General features: G+C 67.4%; 14 protein-coding genes. 3 read left to right on the plus strand and 11 right to left on the minus strand.

All coding sequences use genetic code 11. The annotated features are described in order from the left end of the window. Positions 1-40 precede the first annotated feature (40 nt). Genes ACNKFW_RS10990 through ACNKFW_RS11000 form a run of 3 tightly spaced genes read left to right on the plus strand, consistent with a single transcriptional unit; the run spans position 41 to position 2,838 of the window. Positions 41-1,009: a TRAP transporter substrate-binding protein gene (locus ACNKFW_RS10990; RefSeq protein WP_024845912.1), complete on the plus strand. Its 969-nt coding sequence runs from the start codon at positions 41-43 to the stop codon at positions 1,007-1,009. Beyond that, complete coding sequence (locus tag ACNKFW_RS10995; protein WP_024845911.1) at positions 1,006-1,569, plus strand: TRAP transporter small permease; 564 nt, start codon at positions 1,006-1,008, stop codon at positions 1,567-1,569. The genes ACNKFW_RS10990 and ACNKFW_RS10995 overlap by 4 nt, the downstream gene beginning before the upstream one ends. A 12-nt stretch (positions 1,570-1,581) precedes the next feature. Then, on the plus strand, positions 1,582-2,838 hold the full coding sequence (locus ACNKFW_RS11000; protein WP_147428690.1) for a TRAP transporter large permease: 1,257 nt from the start codon (positions 1,582-1,584) through the stop codon (positions 2,836-2,838). Between the two features lie 45 nt (positions 2,839-2,883). Here ACNKFW_RS11000 and ACNKFW_RS11005 read toward each other — a convergent pair whose 3' ends face one another. The 11 genes from ACNKFW_RS11005 to pcaF all read right to left on the minus strand — a co-directional run bounded on the left by ACNKFW_RS11005 (position 2,884) and on the right by pcaF (position 17,290). After that, the gene (locus ACNKFW_RS11005) at positions 2,884-3,867 is read right to left on the minus strand and encodes a LysR substrate-binding domain-containing protein (protein WP_024845909.1); all 984 of its coding nucleotides are present in this window, start codon (positions 3,865-3,867) and stop codon (positions 2,884-2,886) included. 129 nt (positions 3,868-3,996) lie between these two features. Then, positions 3,997-5,358 carry an efflux transporter outer membrane subunit gene (locus ACNKFW_RS11010; RefSeq protein WP_024845908.1) on the minus strand — a complete coding sequence of 454 codons (1,362 nt, stop codon included), beginning with the start codon at positions 5,356-5,358 and terminating at the stop codon, positions 3,997-3,999. A gap of 92 nt (positions 5,359-5,450) precedes the next feature. Further along, positions 5,451-8,576, minus strand: a complete 3,126-nt coding sequence (locus ACNKFW_RS11015; protein ID WP_147428689.1) for an efflux RND transporter permease subunit — start codon at positions 8,574-8,576, stop codon at positions 5,451-5,453. A 4-nt stretch (positions 8,577-8,580) separates the two neighbouring features. Beyond that, the gene (locus tag ACNKFW_RS11020; RefSeq protein ID WP_024845906.1) at positions 8,581-9,777 is read right to left on the minus strand and encodes an efflux RND transporter periplasmic adaptor subunit; all 1,197 of its coding nucleotides are present in this window, start codon (positions 9,775-9,777) and stop codon (positions 8,581-8,583) included. Between the two features lie 38 nt (positions 9,778-9,815). Next, positions 9,816-10,382, minus strand: coding sequence for a TetR/AcrR family transcriptional regulator (locus tag ACNKFW_RS11025; RefSeq protein WP_024845905.1), 567 nt, complete (start codon positions 10,380-10,382; stop codon positions 9,816-9,818). A gap of 530 nt (positions 10,383-10,912) precedes the next feature. Then, positions 10,913-11,362 (minus strand): acyl-CoA thioesterase, encoded by a 450-nt coding sequence (locus ACNKFW_RS11030; RefSeq protein WP_024845904.1) that lies wholly within the window; start codon positions 11,360-11,362, stop codon positions 10,913-10,915. 9 nt (positions 11,363-11,371) lie between these two features. Then, positions 11,372-13,018, minus strand: coding sequence for an electron transfer flavoprotein-ubiquinone oxidoreductase (locus ACNKFW_RS11035; RefSeq protein WP_147428688.1), 1,647 nt, complete (start codon positions 13,016-13,018; stop codon positions 11,372-11,374). Between the two features lie 136 nt (positions 13,019-13,154). Then, positions 13,155-14,081, minus strand: a complete 927-nt coding sequence (locus ACNKFW_RS11040; protein ID WP_418025179.1) for an electron transfer flavoprotein subunit alpha/FixB family protein — start codon at positions 14,079-14,081, stop codon at positions 13,155-13,157. Continuing rightward, the gene (locus ACNKFW_RS11045; RefSeq protein WP_123130335.1) at positions 14,081-14,839 is read right to left on the minus strand and encodes an electron transfer flavoprotein subunit beta/FixA family protein; all 759 of its coding nucleotides are present in this window, start codon (positions 14,837-14,839) and stop codon (positions 14,081-14,083) included. Before ACNKFW_RS11045 ends, ACNKFW_RS11040 begins: the two co-directional genes overlap by 1 nt. 10 nt (positions 14,840-14,849) lie before the next feature. Beyond that, positions 14,850-16,070: an acyl-CoA dehydrogenase gene (locus ACNKFW_RS11050; RefSeq protein ID WP_024845480.1), complete on the minus strand. Its 1,221-nt coding sequence runs from the start codon at positions 16,068-16,070 to the stop codon at positions 14,850-14,852. Positions 16,071-16,087: 17 nt separating this feature from the next. After that, positions 16,088-17,290, minus strand: coding sequence for a 3-oxoadipyl-CoA thiolase (gene pcaF / locus ACNKFW_RS11055; RefSeq protein WP_024845479.1), 1,203 nt, complete (start codon positions 17,288-17,290; stop codon positions 16,088-16,090).

A 17,290-nucleotide genomic window follows, 5' to 3' on the forward strand; every position in this document is an offset into this window, starting at 1 on the left:
GGGCGGCAGGCCCATCATCTGCTCATTGGGAGGAACCACCATGAACTGCACCATCCTTGGGGCAATCCTGTCCAGCACCGTCTTTGCCGGTGCCGCCGCCGCCGACACCATCATCCTGGCCCATGCGCAGCCGCCGGGCAATCCGCGCTCGCTGGCGGCCGAGTTCTTCGCCGAAAAGCTGTCGGCCTGCACCCAGGGCCGCATCACCGTCAACGTGGCGGGCGCCGCGACGATGGGCGACGATGTCGAGGCGCTGACCTCGACCTCGGCCAATGTGATCCAGATCACCGCCAACAGCCAGGGCGCCACGGCGCAGATCGTGCCCGAGTTGAACGTGATCGGCCTGCCCTTCCTGTTCGCCGATGCGCCCAGCGCCTGGAAGGCGATCGACGGCGAGATCAGGGCGCAGATCGACGAAAGGGCGCAGAATGCCGGGCTGAAGCTGCTGGGCTTCTGGGACAACGGCATCCGCCATGTCAGCCACCTGTCCCGGTCGATCACCACGCCGGCCGACCTCAAGGGCGTCAAGATCCGCACGCCGCCCGACGACATGACCATCGCGATCTTCAAGGCGCTTGGCGCGAACCCGGCGCCGCTGACCTTCGCGGAACTGCCGACCGCGCTGCAATCGGGGGTCTTCGAGGCGCAGGAGAACCCGCTGACGAACATCTATTCGTCCAAGCTGCACGAGATCACCAGACATATCTCGCTGACCGGCCATAAATACGAGACCTCGCCGCTGCTGGCCAGCATGGCCTGGTGGGCGTCGCTGTCGCCCGAGGATCAGGATTGCGTCCAGACCTCCGCCGACGAGGCGACGGCGTTCCAGAGGCAGACTGCCGAAGAGCAGGAGGTGGAGGTCCGCCAGAAGCTGGAGGCCGAGGGCGCCATCGTCACCGAACTCGAAGATCGTCAGGCTTTCATCGACGCGACGGCGGGGGTCTATGACGAATATCGCGCCCGCTTCCCGGAACTGGTCGATGCGATCATCGCCGAGTCCGCAAAATGACCGGCGCGCTTCATCCCGACACCGCCGGAAAGGAGGGACGCCCGGCGCCCCCCGTCCTGCGCGGCATCGTCGCGGCACTGGACATGTCGGGGCGGCTGGTCTGCGTCGCGACCCTGATCGTGCTTTTCGTGGGGCTGATGGCCAATGTTGTCCTGCGCTATGTCTATGGCCAGGGGCTGGATTGGGCCTATGAAATCCATGCCATCCTGCTGCCCTGGATGATCGCGGGCGGGGTGGTGATCGCCACCGTCCACAGCCGCAACATCGCCATCACCATCCTGCCGGACCTGCTGTCCGACAGCGGCCGCAGGGTGCTGTTCATCCTCGTTTCGGTGCTGACGCTGCTGATCTCGGTCTTCGTGGTCTGGTCCGCGTTCCCGATCATCCGCGCAGCGCAATACCAGCGTCTCAGCGCCCTGGGCGGGATCAGCCAGCTTTGGGGCTATGCCAGCCTCGTCTACGGCTTCGGCGGCATCGCCGTGATCTGCGCCTGCGACCTGATCGCCGCGCTGATGGGGCGGACGCTGCGCTATGTCGAAACCGCTTCTAGCCTGAGCTGAGGAGGGCCCGGAATGACCCCGATTCTCGTGATCGCATTCTTCGGCCTGATGGCGCTGTCCGTGCCGGTGGCCCATGCCATGCTGGGCGGCACCGCGCTGGCACTGCTGGCGGACGGCAAGCCGCTGGCGGTGATCGCGCAGCGCCTTTACGCGCCGACGCAGGCGTTTCCCATGCTGGCGATCCCCTATTTCATCCTTGCCGGCTCGCTGATGATGCACGGCAAGTTCGGCGAATACCTGGTCAATATCGCGCGGCTGATCGTCGGGCGCTATCGCGGCGGGCTGGGGCAGGTCAGCATCCTCGGCTCGGTGATGTTCGGCGGCGTCTCGGGCTCGGCGGTGGCCGATGCCTCGGCCATGGGCAATGCGCTGATCCCGGTGCAGGTGCGCGACGGCTATCCCGCGCCTTTCGCGGCGGCCATCAACGCCTCGTCCTCGACCATCTCGGTGCTGATCCCGCCCTCGATCCCGCTGATCCTCTACGGGCTGGTGGCGAATGTCTCGATCGTGGACCTGTTCGTCGCCGGCATCCTGCCGGGCCTGCTGCTGGCTTGCGGGATGATGGGCATGGTCTGGTATATCGCCAAGCGTCGGGGCCTGCCCGCCGCGCCGCTGCCCGGCGGGCTCCGCGCCTTCAGAAGCCAGATCGTCTTCGCCCTGCCGGCGCTTCTGATGCCGATCTTCATCATCGGCACCCTGCGCTTCGGCATCGCCACGCCCACCGAGGTCAGCGTCATGGCCGTCGCCTATGCGCTGCTGATCGGCATCTTCTTCTATCGCGACGTGACGCCCCGGCTGATCTGGAATGCCCTGGTCGATACCGGCATGATGACCGGCGCAGTGATGCTGATCATCATGGCCTCGGGCACGATCCAGTGGATCCTGACCGCCGAGCAGGTGCCGCAGAACCTGGCCGGCTTCGTCTCGGCCCAACTGACGCAGCCCTGGATGGTGCTGATCGCGCTGAACCTGGTGATGCTGGTCGTCGGCATGTTCCTGGACCTGCCCGCCGCGGTGCTGCTGCTGGCGCCGCTGTTCGTGACCATCGGCAACACGATCGGGCTCGATCCGGTGCAGCTGGGGCTGATGATGGTGATCAACCTGTCGATAGGGCTTTACACGCCGCCGGTCGGGACGACGCTGTTCATCTCGATGGCCATTGCGCGGACGGGGATCGGCCAGACCACCAGGGCGCTGCTGCCCTTCTATCTGGTGGCCCTGATACTGCTGCTGGCCTTTACCTTCATCCCGGCCCTGACGATCTACTGAGCGGCCGGAAACCGGGAATGCCGGGCGTCATCGCCCGGCATTCCCTCATCGCTCCTCGGACGTGACGAAGGCCGCCCGGCGCTCGAAGCGGGTCCGGTGCCCGCGTTCCTCCAGCCAGGCCCGCGCCTCGCGCATATGCTGGCGGCCCCTGTCCTTGACCCAGTCCGAGAACAGCCGCACCGCCCGGCGCCCCACATGGCGATGCGGGCAGACGATCCAGTATCCCGGAAACTCGATCACCTCGAACGCGGTCGAGAAGGGCACCAGATCGCCGCGCCGCAATTCCTCGAAGGCCAGGGTCATGCTGTCGAGGATCACCCCGCCGCCGTCCATGGCCATCTGCACCGACATGCTGGAGCGGTCGAAGCGGCAGGGATAGGACATCGAGGCGCCCTGCACGCCGTGGCGCGGCAGCCAGTAATCCCAGCGGTAATAGGCCTTGACGCTGTCGATCAGCCTTGCATGGCGCAATTGTTCGCGCGGGTCGTCCGAGCGTTGGCGCAATTCCTCCAGATAGGCGGGCGCGCACATGGGAAAGACGAAATCATGCACGATGCAGGCGGTATGCAGCCCTTCCCAGTCGCCCTCGCCATAGCGCAGGTCCATATCGACGACCTCGGTGTCGAATTCGGTGAAATTGGGCGTCGCATCGACGCGGACATCCCATTCCGGGTGCCGCTTGCAGAAATCGGCAAGCCGGGGCGCCAGCCAGCGCACGCCGAAGGACGGGCTGACCCGGATCGAAAGATTGTGGGTTTCCCGCTGCCGGACGATGGCGGCCCGCACCTCGCGGATGGACTGGAAGGCCTGCGTGGCGGTCTGGAACAGGCGCTCGCCGTCGATGGTCAGCCGCAGATGGCGCCTTTCGCGGTGAAACAGCTTCACGCCCAGGTTCTGCTCCAGCAGCTTGATCTGCTGGCTGACCGCCGAGGCCGATATCTGCAACTCCTCGGCCGCGCGCATGACCCCGCCCAGCCGGGCGACCGCTTCGAAATGGACCATCGAGGACAGGTTGAGTTCGCGCACCATGCCCTGAATGTTAGGGCATCTTAAGCAACTGCGTAAGCAAGCTTCCGTCCGCCGCGGCAGAACGGCATCGGCACCCGCTTGCCGCGGGCGCCGCGACCGATCCTGGCCTGGCCAACGGGACGCATGGCCTCAGGCCGCCGGCAGGCCGACCCCGCCGGCCGCGGCCGCGCTCAGCGCCACGAAATTCAGCGCCTGCTGGCGGATGGCGGCGGCCAGTTCCTGGCGGGCCGACAGCAGGCTGCGCTCGGCATCCAGCACCGGGAAGAAATCCGCCTCGCCCAGCTCATAGGAGCTGCGGGTCAGGTTCACCGTCTCGCGCGCGTTCTCGACCAGCCGCGATTGCGCGGCGACGGCGCGCGCGTCGCGGTTATAGCCGGCCAGGGCGTTCTCGACCTCCTCGACCGCGCCCAGCACCGCGGCCTGCCAGGCCAGCCGCGCCTGCTCGGCCCGTGCCTCGGCGGCCGAAAGCCGGGCCTGGTTCGCCCCGCCCGAGAACAGCGGCAGCGAGATCTGCGGCCCGAAGCTCCAGCTTTTGCCATTGGTCGGCGTGATCGAACCCGACAGCGTCAGCCGCGGATAGAAGGCCGCCCGTGCCTCGCCGACATCGGCGGCGGCGGCGGCCAGGTTGCGCTCGGCCATGCGCACGTCGGGGCGCACGCGCACCACATCGGCCGGCACGCCGACGCTGGCGCTGTAGCGGGCGCGCGGCTGGCCGCCGCCCCGGCGCAGCTCGGCCGCCAGATCGGCGCTGCGCCCGGCCGTCAGCGTGGCCAGCCGGTTCACCGACTGGTCGAAACCGACCTCCAGGCCGGGCAGCGCCGCCTCGGCCTGCGCCACCAATTGCTCGGCCTGCAACACCTCCAGCCGCGAGACGCTGCCGAAGGCGTCCTGGGTGCGGGTCATCTCCAGCGTGCGGCGCCGGCTTTCCAGGCTTTGCCGGGTCAGCGCCAGCGCCTCCTGGTAATAGCGCGCATCGACATAAGCCGAGGCGATGGCGCTGGCCACGGTCAGCCGCGCCACCTCGGCCGAAAGATAGGCCGCGTCCAGCCGGGCCGAGGCGCCCTGCCGCGCCGCGCGGGTCGAGCCGAACAGGTCGACCAGCCAGGACACGCCCAGCGTGGCCGAGTCGCTTTCGAAGACGCCGCGCTCATCGCGGCTGCGCGCGGCCGAGCCCTGCGCATCGACCTGCGGCAGGTCGCTGGCCCCGACCAGCCGGGCATTGGCCTGGGCCTCGCGGATGGTGGCGACGGCGGTCTGCACGTCCAGGTTGCGCTTGAGCCCGGCGGCGATCAGCGCGTCCAGCCGCTTGTCGCGGAAGGCCGCCCACCAGGCATTCGCCGCGGCACGACGGGCCGGGGAATTGGCGGCGAACTCGGCCGCCAGTTCGGCACGGGGCGCGGCATAGCGGACCGGGTTGCAGGCGGCCAGCGCAAGGCTGGAGACGAGCCCGCCCAAGAGGCCGCGGCGGGAGAAAGGCAAGGTCTGGGTCATCCGAAACTCTCTGTTGGGTGGCCCGGATTCCGGGCGCGAAAGGAACGGCAGGGACGGTTATCCACCGCCCCTGCCATGGGCTGCGACGCGACTCAAGCGGCCGTATCGCCGCGGATCGGCGCGGGCTTGCGGCCGCCGGTCGCCCGGCTGAACAGGCCCAGCACGAAGACGAAGAACACCGGCACGAAGAACACCGCCAGCACCGTGGCCGCAACCATGCCGCCGATGACCCCGGTGCCGATGGCGTTCTGGCTGGCCGCCGAGGGGCCGGTGGCGATGGCCAAGGGCACCACGCCCAGCGTGAAGGCAAGCGAGGTCATCAGGATCGGCCGGAAGCGCAGCTTGGCCGCCGTCACCGCCGCGTCGATCAGGCTTTGCCCCTGCTGGCGCAGATCCTTGGCAAATTCCACGATCAGGATGGCGTTCTTGGCCGATAGCCCGATGATCGCGATCAGGCCGACCTTGAAATAGATGTCGTTGGGCATGTCGCGCAGCATGACCGCGACGACGCAGCCCAGCACGCCCAGCGGCACCACCAGCATCACGGACAGCGGGATCGACCAGCTTTCGTAAAGCCCCGAAAGCAGCAGGAAGACGAAGAGGATGCTCATCGCGTAAAGCAGCGTCGCCTGCGACCCGGCCTGGATCTCCTCCAGCGACTGCCCGGTCCATTCATAGCCGAAGCCCTGCGGCAGTTCCGCCGCCAGCCGCTCCATCTCGGCCATGGCGGCACCGGAACTGTAGCCTAGCCCGGCCGCGCCGGCGATGCGGATCGCGGGATAGCCGTTATAGCCCACGACCTGCGATGGCCCCTGCTCCCATGTCACGCTGGCAAAGGAGGAAAACGGCACCATGCCGCCACCCGCATTGCGCACGGTCAGCTTCAGGATGTCTTCGGCCTGCATGCGCGAGTCGTCCTCGGCCTGCATGACCACGCGCTGCATCTTCCCGGCATTGGGGAAGTCGTTGATATAGGCCGAACCCAGGTATTGCGAGATCGTCGCCGAGATGTCGGCGAAGGTCACGCCGAAGGCATTGGCCTTTTCGCGGTCGATGGTGACGAAGACCTGCGCGGCCGAGGGCAACCCCTCGATGCGCAGCCCGGTGGCGATGCCGTTTTCCTGCGCCTTGGCGATGATCTGCTGGGCGGCGGCCAGCAGCGCCTCCTGCCCCTGCCCGCCGCGGTCCTGCAGGCGGAAGCTGAAGCCGCCGGTGGCGCCGAAGCCGGGGATCGGCGGCGGCGACAGCGCGAAGGCCTGCGCGTCCTGGTAGCCGAACATCTGCATGTTCGCGGCATTGGCGATATCCTGCGCCGATTGCTCGCGCTCGGCCCAGTCCTTGAAGGTGACGAACATCAGCCCGGCATTGGGCCCCTGCCCCGAAAAGCTGAAGCCGCGGATCGCGACGGTATTCTCGACCGCCTCGTTGCCCTGGAACATCTGCGTCGCGGTGGCCAGCACCTCGTCGGTGCGGTTGGAACTGGCCGTGGCGGGCGTCTGGATGTCGGCGATGATGAAGCCCTGATCCTCGTTCGGCAGGAAACTGGTCGGCAGGCGCAGGAAGCCCATGGCCGTGGCCGCGACCAGCACCAGATAGAACCCCATCATCACCAGCCGCCGCCGCGTGACCAGCCCGACCGCGCGGGTATAACGCTCGGTCAGCCGGTCGAAATTGCGGTTGAACCAGCCGAAGAAGCCCTTCCTTTCGTGATGGCCGCTGATCGGCTTCAGGAAACTCGCGCAAAGCGCCGGGGTCAGCGTCAGCGCCAGGAAGGCCGAGAACAGGATCGACACCACCATGGTCAGCGCGAATTGCCGATAGATGATGCCCGACGAGCCGGGAAAGAACGCCATCGGCACGAAGACCGCCGCCAGGACCAGCGTGATGCCGATGATGGCGCCCGAGATCTGGCCCATGGCCTTTTCCGTCGCCTCGCGCGGCGGCAGCCCTTCGGTCGCCATGATGCGCTCGACGTTCTCGATCACCACGATGGCGTCATCGACCAGGATGCCGATGGCCAGCACCATGGCGAACATGGTCAGCACGTTGATCGAGAATCCCGCCGCCAGCATGACCGCCACCGTCCCCATCAGCGCAATGGGCACGACGATGGTCGGGATGATGGTATAGCGGAAATTCTGCAGGAACAGGAACATCACCACGAAGACCAGCGCCACCGCCTCGACCAGCGTGTGCAGCACCTTCTCGATGGATGCCTCGACGAAGGGGGTGGTGTCATAGGGGATGGTATAGCTGACGCCGTCGGGGAAGAACCGCGACAGCTCCTCCATCTTCTGGTGCACCGCTTCCGAGGTGTTCAGCGCGTTGCCGGTGGCCGAAAGCTGGATCCCCAGCGCCGCCGCCGGCTTGCCGTCGATGCGCGAGGCGAAGCTGTAGGTTTCCGCGCCCACCTCCAGCCGGGCCACGTCGCGCAAGAGCACGGTCGAGCCGTCGGGATTGGCGCGCAGCACGATCTTGCCGAACTCGTCCACGTCGTCCAGCTGCCCCTTGATCAGCACGGTCGCGGTCAGCTGCTGGCCGATGGGATTGGGGTCGGCGCCGACCTTGCCGGCCGCCACCTGCGCGTTCTGCGCCCGCACCGCCGCGACGATCTCGGCCGAGCTGAGGTTCAGCCCGGTCATCTTGGCCGGATCGACCCAGATGCGCAGCGCCCGTTCCGGGGCAAAGACCTGCGCCCGGCCCACGCCCTCGATGCGGCGGATCTCGCCCACCACGTTGCGGTTCAGGTAATCGCCCAGCGCGATGTCGTCCATCGTGCCGTCATCCGAGGTCAGCGCCACCATCATCAGGAAGCCGGTGCCCGCCTCTTCGATCAGCACGCCCTGATCGACCACGCTTTGCGGCAAAAGCGGCTCGACGCGGGCCACGGCGTTCTGCACGTCGACCTGGGCGCGGGCAATGTCGGTGCCCGGCTCGAAGGTGGCGGTGATCGACATGGCCCCCGAGGAATCCGAGACCGATTCGTAATAGGCCAGGCCCTCGACGCCGTTCAGTTCGTCCTCGATGGGCTGGGCAACGGCGCGGTTGATCTCGCCCGGTGCAGCGCCGGTATAGGCGGTCGAGATGGTGATCTGCGGCCAGGCCACCTGCGGATATTGCGCGATGGGCATCATCGGCAGCGCCAGCACCCCGGCAATGACGATGAAGATCGAGATCACCCAGGCCAGCACCGGCCGGTGAATGAAGAACCGTGCCATCGCCCTACTCCTGTATCGGGGCCGATGCGGGCGCTTCGGCCGCCGCGGCTGCGCCGGCCGGCACCGCCGGCTGGGCGGCCGCGTCCACGGGCTGCGGCACCACCTTGGCATCGGGGTAAAGCTTCTGCGCCCCCGCCACCACGACCCGGTCGCCCGGCTCCAGCCCGCTTTCCACCAGCCAGCGGTTGCCGGCGGTCTGGCCCAGGGTCACGTCGCGGCGCTCGACCGTCTCGTCATCCTTCAGCGCATAGACATAGGCCTGGCCCGACTGGTCGCGCTGCACCGCCATCTGCGGCACGGTCAGGGCGTTGTCGCGCATGGCCTGCTCGATCCGCACCCGGACATAGAGGCCGGGCAGCAACTCGCCCTCGGGGTTCGGGAACTCGGCGCGCAGGGTGATCTGCCCGGTCGAGCTGTCGACGCTCGCCTCGGAAAACAGCAGCTTGCCGGGATGGGCATATTCGCTGCCGTCGTCGAAGATCAGCCGCACCGCCGCCTCGTCGGCCGAGATCATGGCCAGTTGTCCCGCCGCCAGCGCCCGGCGCAGCCCGAACAGTTCCGAGGAGGACTGGGTGAAATCCACATAGACCGGGTCGAGCTGCTGGATGGTCGCCATGATGTCGGTCTGGGCATTGACCAGCGCGCCCTCGGTCACAAGGGCGCGGCCGACCACGCCGGCGATGGGCGCCGTGACCTCGGTATAGGAACGGTTCAGCTGCGCCTCCTGCAGCGCGGCGCGGGCGATGGCGACATCCGCCTGGGCCTGGGCCAGCGCGGTGGCGGCATTGTCCAGATCGACCCCCGCCGTCACCTTGCGCTCGCGCAGGGCACGGGCGCGCTTTTCCTGGTCGGCGGCGTTCAGCGCCGTGGCCTCGGCCCGGGCCAGCGCGCCCTCGGCGCTGGCGACGCGCACATCATAGGGGGCGGGGTCGATGCGATAGAGCACGTCGCCGGCTTCGACCTTGCCGCCCTGCTCAAAGACGCGCTCGACGACGATGCCGCCGACGCGGGGCCGCACCTCGGCGGTGCGGGTTGCAGCCACGCGGCCGGGCAGTTCGTTCACCACCGGCAGCGCCTCGGGCGTCATCAGCTGCACGCTGACCTGGGGCGGCGGCAATTGCTGCGCGGCCGCCGGGGCGGCCGCCGTCAGGCAGCAAAGCACAAGCCCGGCGCAGAGGCCGGGGGACAGTCTCATGGTCATGGTTCTTTCCTGGGAAGGCTGAATGGTTCGGGGAGGGGTCAGTCTCCGGCTGCGCCGGGGTCGCTTTCCGCGACCGCCATCAATTCATCAAGGATCTCATCGCGGGTCTCCTGGTCGAAGCGGTGGAAGCCGAAATATTCCAGGAAGGCCATGCCGTGCAGCGTCAGCAGCGCCATCAGCATCCGCCGCCGGTCGGCCGCCTGGGCCGCCACCGTCTCGGCATCGCCGGCCAGCTTTTCGCGCATGATCTCGCGGCATTCGGCATGTTCGCCCATGCTGGCGCTGATGAGCAGCGCCATGTCCAGCTCCTCGTCGGTCGGCACGCGGCGGTATTCGTCGATCAGCGCGCGCAGCCGGGCGTTCGGCTCGCCCTCGCGCCGGGCGCGGATCTCGACGAAGCGCGCCTGATGCTGGGCCATCTTGTGGCGGATGAAGGCAGCCAGCAGCCCGGCCTTGCTTTCGCAATCATAGACCACGCTGGACTTGCTGATCCCGGCCTCCTTGGCCACGGCGTCGATGCTGAGCCCGGTAATGCCCGAACGCCGCGCCACCCGTTCGATGGCGCCCATCAACTCGTCGCGGTCGATCGTGCGCTTGCGTCCCATATTCGCCACCAGAATTTCAATACGGTCGTTCGTTTATAATTCAGGCCATCTTCTGTCAACCGCTTCCCGGCAGAAACACCATGGCCGGGAGCCTTACCGGATCAGCTCCAAGTCGTCCGACCTGCCTGCCCGCTGTGCAAGGCTTGTCATGGCAGAACCCCAGGCGCCCCCGGATCAGGAAGGGCGCGCACGCCGCCATCGCCCGCGCGTTGCAGCCTCATGGTGCGCCAGACGCGACGCCGCGGCCCCTGTCGGCACATGTCTGTGCCTTGGCCGAGACTCACCCGAGCCGCTTGCGACAGCCGCGGCGGGCACGGTCTGTTTATGCCATCCGTTCCTGGTTCATGCCGCGCAACCGCACCGGAGGACAAAACCCCGCGTCCCGGCTCAACCCTCTCTGGCTGCCAAGGACCGAGTTCGCCTCGGCCTTGCCGCCATCGCCGGTCCAGATCGCCATCCGCAGGGCCTGCAGACTGGCGTTCTGAAACCGGCAAGATCCGGGGCTGAACCGCGGCCCCGGATCAGGGGGGTCATGTCCTGTGACATGGGCTCATTCTCTCCAGTTCGGGATAGCGCCGGTTCAGGGCAGCACGGATATGCACAGGGATCTCAATCTTGACCAGTTTCTCCAGGGCCACGAAGACCGAAATGAAACTGGCCTCGAAACACGGGAGTTCCTGCTGGATGCCCCGCACATGCATAGCGACGGATGTGGTCCCGATCCGCGTCGGCGCGACATGGCACAGCAAGGGCGCGCGCGGCGTGATTGGGCGCGAAAAGGCGTAATCCATCTTGACGAAAGGCATCCCGTAGCCGTGATCGACATTCATTTCGTACCAGCTTTCGCCATCCAGGAGATCGTCCCAGAATGCCTCCAGCGCTTCGAGCGCGAAGTCGGCGATCTTGCCGGTATAGGCAATGCGCGCAGGGTCGCAGTCGCCGAAACCAACGCGGCGGGACCAGATGAAATTCGCTGCCATGCTTTTGTCCTACATATTCGGGTAGTTCGGCCCGTCTCCGCCCTGTGGGGTTGTCCAGTTGATGTTCTGGGAGGGATCCTTGATGTCGCAGGTCTTGCAATGCACGCAGTTCTGGAAGTTGATCTGGAAGCGCGGGCCGCCCTCGCCCTCCAGCACCTCATAGACCCCGGCCGGGCAGTAGCGCGTCGCCGGCTCGGCATAAAGCGGCAGGTTCACCGAAATCGGGATCGAGGCGTCCTTCAGCTTCAGGTGGCAGGGCTGGCTTTCCTCGTGGTTGGTGAAGGAGAACGCCACATTGGTCAGCCGGTCGAAGCTCAGCTTGCCGTCCGGCTTCGGATAGTCGATCGGCTGGAAATCCGCCGCCTTGCCAGTGGCCTCGGCATCGGTCTTGCCGTGCTTCCAGGTGCCCAGCGGGTTCCAGCCGGTCAGGTTCGCCACCCACATGTCGAAGCCGCCCAGCGCCAGGCTGGCCCAGAGCCCGAGCTTCGACCAGAGCGGCTTGACGTTGCGGACCGGCTTCAGGTCGCGGGCGATGGGGCCGGAACGCAGGTCGGCCTCGTAATCGGTCAGCTCGTCGCCCGCGCGGCCGGCGGCGATGGCGGCGGCTGCTGCCTCGGCCGCGGCGATGCCCGAGAGCATGGCGTTGTGGTTGCCCTTGATGCGCGGCACGTTCACCAGCCCGGCCGAGCAGCCCAAGAGCGCCGCCCCCGGCACGGTCAGCTTCGGGATCGATTGCCAGCCGCCCTCGGAGATGGCGCGGGCGCCATAGGCGACGCGCTTGCCGCCTTCGAGCAGCTCCGCGACCAGCGGGTGATGCTTGAAGCGCTGGAACTCCATGTAGGGATAGAGATACGGGTTGGCATAGTTCAGGTGCACGACGAAGCCGACCAGCACCTGGTTGCCCTCAAGGTGATAGATGAAGCTGCCGCCGCCGGCATTCTTGCCCAAGGGCCAGCCCATCGTATGCGTCACCGTGCCGGGCTTGGCCTTGGAGGGCTCGATCTCCCAGATCTCCTTCATCCCGAGGCCGAATTTCTGCGGCTCGTGGCCGGCCGAGAGGTCGTATTTCGCGATGAGTTCCTTGGCGAGGCTGCCGCGCACGCCTTCGCAGATCAGCACGTATTTGCCGCGCAGTTCCATGCCGGGCTCGTAGGCCGGGCCGGGGGTGCCGTCGGCGTTGAGGCCCATCTCGCCGGCGACGACGCCGACGACGCGCTCGCCCTCATAGACCAGTTGCGAGCAGGCCATGCCGGGGAAGATCTCGACCTCCAGCGCCTCGGCCTCAGCGGCGAGCCAGCGGCAGACATTGCCCATCGAGACGATGTATTTGCCGTGGTTCGACATCAGCGGCGGCATCGGCCAGTTCGGCACCCGGACCTGGCCATGCGGGCCGAGGATGTAGAAGTTGTCCTCCTTCACCTCGGTGCTGACCGGGGCACCCCGGTCCTTCCAGTCCGGGATCAGCCGGTCGAGGCCCGAAGTGTCGAGCACCGCGCCCGAGAGGATATGCGCGCCGATCTCCGAGCCCTTCTCCAGCAGCACCACGGAAAGCGCGGGGTTCAGCTGCTTGAGCCGGATCGCCGCCGACAGCCCGCTCGGGCCGCCGCCGACGATCACCACGTCGTAATCCATCGACTCGCGTTCAATTTCGGACATGGCTCGGCCCCCTTGGCTGGCTGATGGTGGTTGCGGTGCGCAGGGTCCGGGGGCTCTGCCCCCCGCGGCCCCGTGGCCCCTCGATGGGGCCGCGGGGTCGCTCCCCCCGGGGTATTTGCGGAAACGGTGAAAGCGCTCAGAGCTTGCCGGTGAGTTCGGGCACCACGGAGAACAGGTCGCCCACCAGGCCGTAATCGGCGATCTGGAAGATCGGCGCCTCCTCGTCCTTGTTGATCGCCACGATCACCTTGCTGTCCTTCATCCCCGCCAGGTGCTGGATCGCGCCCGAGATGCCCACCGCGACATAGAGCTCGGGGGCGACCACCTTGCCGGTCTGGCCGACCTGCCAGTCGTTCGGGGCATAGCCGCTGTCCACCGCCGCGCGGGAGGCGCCCACCGCGGCGCCGAGCTTGTCGGCCAGCTCTTCGATGATCGCGAAGCTCTCCTTCGAGCCGAGGCCGCGGCCGCCCGAGACCACGCGTTTCGCCGAGGTCAGCTCGGGACGGTCGCTCTCGGCCACCTCGTCGGCCACCCAGGAGGACAGGCCGGGATCGGCGGCCAGCGCGGCCTCGGTGACCGGGGCGTTGCCGCCGATCCCCGCCGCGTCGAAGCTCGCCGTGCGGATGGTGAAGACCTTCTTCGCGTCCCGCGACTTCACCACCTGGATGGCGTTGCCGGCATAGATCGGCCGCTCGAACGTGTTCGCGTCGAGGATGGCCGAGACATCCGACAGCACCATCACGTCGAGAAGCGCCGCAACCCGCGGCATCACGTTCTTGGCGTCCGTGGTCGCCGGCGCGGCGATGTGGTCGTAATCGCCGGCCAGGCCCAGGATCAGCGCCGCGGTCGGCTCGGCCAGGCGGTGGCCGTAGAGCGGCGCTTCCGCCACCAGCACCCTGGCGACGCCGGCGATCGTCGCGGCCTCCGCGGCCGCCGCCTTGGCCTGCGCGCCGGCGCAGAGCACCGTGACATCGCCCAAGGCCTTGACGGCATTCACCGCCTTCGCCGTCGCATCGCGGTTCAGCACCCCGTTCGTCACTTCCCCAAGCAGCAGAACAGCCATCAGATCACCCCCGCTTCTTTCAGCTTGCCCAGCAGCTCGTCCACCGAGCCGACCTTGATGCCGGCCTTGCGGCCCTCGGGCTCGCGCACCGAGACCACCTCGAGACGCGGCGCGACGTCGACGCCGTAATCACCGGCGGTCTTTTCCTCCAAGGGCTTCTTCTTGGCCTTCATGATGTTCGGCAGGCTCGCATAGCGCGGCTCGTTCAGCCGCAGGTCGGCGGTGACCACCGCCGGCAGCGCCACCGCGATGGTCTGGAGGCCGCCGTCGACCTCGCGCGTCACCTTGGCCTTGGCCCCTTCGATCTCGACCTTGCTGGCGAAGGTGGCCTGCGCCCAGCCCAGGATCGCCGCCAGCATCTGGCCGGTGGCGTTCATGTCGTTGTCGATGGCCTGCTTGCCGGCGATGACCAGCTCGGTGCCCTCGGCTTCGGCGACCTTGGCCAGGATCTTCGCCACCGCCAAGGGCTCGATGTCCTGATGCACGTCATCGGCGGCGGTGACGAGAATGGCCCGGTCGGCGCCCATCGCCAGCGCGGTGCGCAGCGTCTCGGCCGCCTGCTTCACGCCGATGCTGACGGCGATGATCTCCTCGGCCTGGCCGGCCTCCTTCAGACGGATCGCCTCCTCCACCGCGATCTCGTCGAACGGGTTCATCGACATCTTCACATTCGCCAGATCGACACCCGTGCCATCCGCGCGAACCCGCGCCTTCACGTTGTAGTCGATCACCCGCTTCACTGGCACGAGGATCTTCATCGGATGCTCCTCAATAGAACGCCTGCAGCCCGGTGATCGCGCGGCCCAGGATCAGGGCATGCACGTCATGGGTGCCTTCGTAGGTGTTGACGGTTTCCAGATTGACCATGTGCCGGATCACCTGGAATTCCTCGGAAATCCCATTGCCGCCATGCATGTCGCGGGCAACCCGCGCGATCTCCAGCGCCTTGCCGCAGTTGTTGCGCTTGACGACGGAGATCATCTCGGGCGCGGCATTCGCAACGTCGAGCAGGCGCCCCACCTGCAAGGAAGCCTGAAGGCCCAGGCTGATCTCGGTCAGCATATTTGCCAGCTTGAGTTGGTAGATCTGCGTGTTCGCCAAGGGCTTGCCGAACTGCTTGCGGTCGAGGCCATATTGTCGCGCGGCATGGAAACAGAACTCGGCTGCGCCCAGCACCCCCCAGGAAATGCCGTAGCGGGCGCGGTTAAGGCAGCCGAACGGACCCTTCAGCCCCTCGACATGTGGCAGAAGCGCGTCCTCGCCCACCTCCACACCGTCCATCACGATCTCGCCGGTGATCGAGGCGCGCAGGCTTAGCTTGCCGCCGATCTTGGGCGCCGACAGGCCCCTGGTTCCCTTGTCCAGCACAAAGCCGCGGATCTTGCCGCCATGCGCCTCGGACCTAGCCCAGACCACGAAGACATCGGCGATGGGGCTGTTCGAGATCCACATCTTCGTGCCGTTGAGAACATAGCCAGCCGCGGTCTTCTTCGCCGTGGTCTTCATCCCGGCGGGGTCGGATCCCGCATCGGGCTCCGTCAAGCCGAAGCAGCCGATGAACTCGCCCGAAGCCAGTTTGGGAAGATATTTGCGGCGCTGTTCCTCGGATCCGTAGGCATAGATCGGATACATCACCAGAGAGGCCTGCACCGACATCATGCTGCGATAGCCGCTATCGACCCGCTCAACCTCGCGCGCGATCAGGCCGTAGCTGACGTAGTTCGCGCCGATGCCGCCATATTCCTCGGGGATGGTGACGCCCAACAGGCCCATCGCGCCCATTTCACGGAAGATTTCGGGGTCGGTTTCCTCTTTCGCGAAAGCTTCGATCACACGCGGCTGCAGCTTTTCCTGCGCATAGACCCGGGCGGCATCGCGGATCGCCCGCTCGTCCTCCGTCAGCTGCCCATCCAGCCGGAGGGCGTCCTCCCAGTCGAAACGCGACAGTTCAGGGACGTCCTTCGGGCTGGGTTTCGGTCTATCGGTCATCAGAAATCCTCCGGGAATCAAACACGTTCGAGAAGCAGTGCCGAGCCCTGGCCGACGCCGATGCACATCGTGACAAGGGCGTGGCGGCCGGTGCCCTGCGACAGATCGAAGGCGGCGGAACCGGCGATGCGGGCGCCCGACATGCCCAGCGGATGGCCAAGCGCGATGGCGCCGCCATTGGGGTTCACGCGGGGGTCGTCGTCCGCAAGGCCCAGGCTACGGGTAACGGCCAGCGCCTGCGCTGCGAAGGCCTCGTTCAGCTCGATCAGCGCCACCGCCTCGATGCCGATCCCGGCCTTTTCCAGCAGCTTGCGCACCGCAGGCACCGGGCCGTAGCCCATCACGCGTGGCGCGACACCGGCCGAGGCGCCACCCACGACGCGCGCGCGTGGCGTCAGGCCGTGGCGCTTCACCGCCACCTCCGACGCCACGATCAACGCCGCCGCACCATCGTTCACGCCGCTGGCGTTGCCGGCAGTGACCGACCCGTCAGGCCGGGTGATCGGCTTCAAGCGGGTCAGATCCTCAAGCGTGGTGGCGCGGGGGTGTTCGTCCTGAGTCACTTCGGCCGTCTTGCCGCGCCCGAGCGCAACGGTCACCGGCAGGATTTCCTGCGCCAGCCGGCCGCTCGCCTGCGCCGCAGCGGCTTTCTGCTGCGAGCGCAGGGCGAAGGCGTCCTGATCCTCGCGGCTGATCGCGTGATCGTCGGCCAGGTTCTGCGCAGTCTCGGGCATGGAGTCGGTGCCGTATTGCGCCTGCATCCGCGGATTGACGAAGCGCCATCCGATGGTGGTGTCATGGATTTCGTGCGCGCGGCTCCAGGCACCCGGCGCCTTGGGCAGCACGAAAGGCGCGCGGGTCATGCTTTCGACGCCCCCGGCGATGGCCAGATCCATGTCGCCCGACTGGATCGCGCGGGCGGCAGCCGCGACGGCCTCGAGCCCCGAGCCGCAGAGGCGGTTCACCGTCACCCCCGGCACGGTTTCCGGCAGGCCCGCCAGCAATAGCGCCATGCGCGCGACGTTGCGATTGTCCTCGCCGGCCTGGTTGGCGCAGCCCAGCCAGACCTCCTCCACCGCCGCCGGGTCGAGGCCCGGATTGCGCGCCAGAAGCGCCGCCAGCGGCAGCGCGGCCAGATCGTCGGTGCGCAGCGGGGCCAGCGCCCCGCCATAGCGGCCGATCGGCGTGCGGATATAATCGCAGATGAAAGCGTCGGTCAT

Origin of the sequence: Paracoccus sp. TD-10 (assembly GCF_048270675.1) — a bacterium.
GTDB classification, from domain to species: Bacteria; Pseudomonadota; Alphaproteobacteria; order Rhodobacterales; family Rhodobacteraceae; genus Paracoccus; species Paracoccus pantotrophus.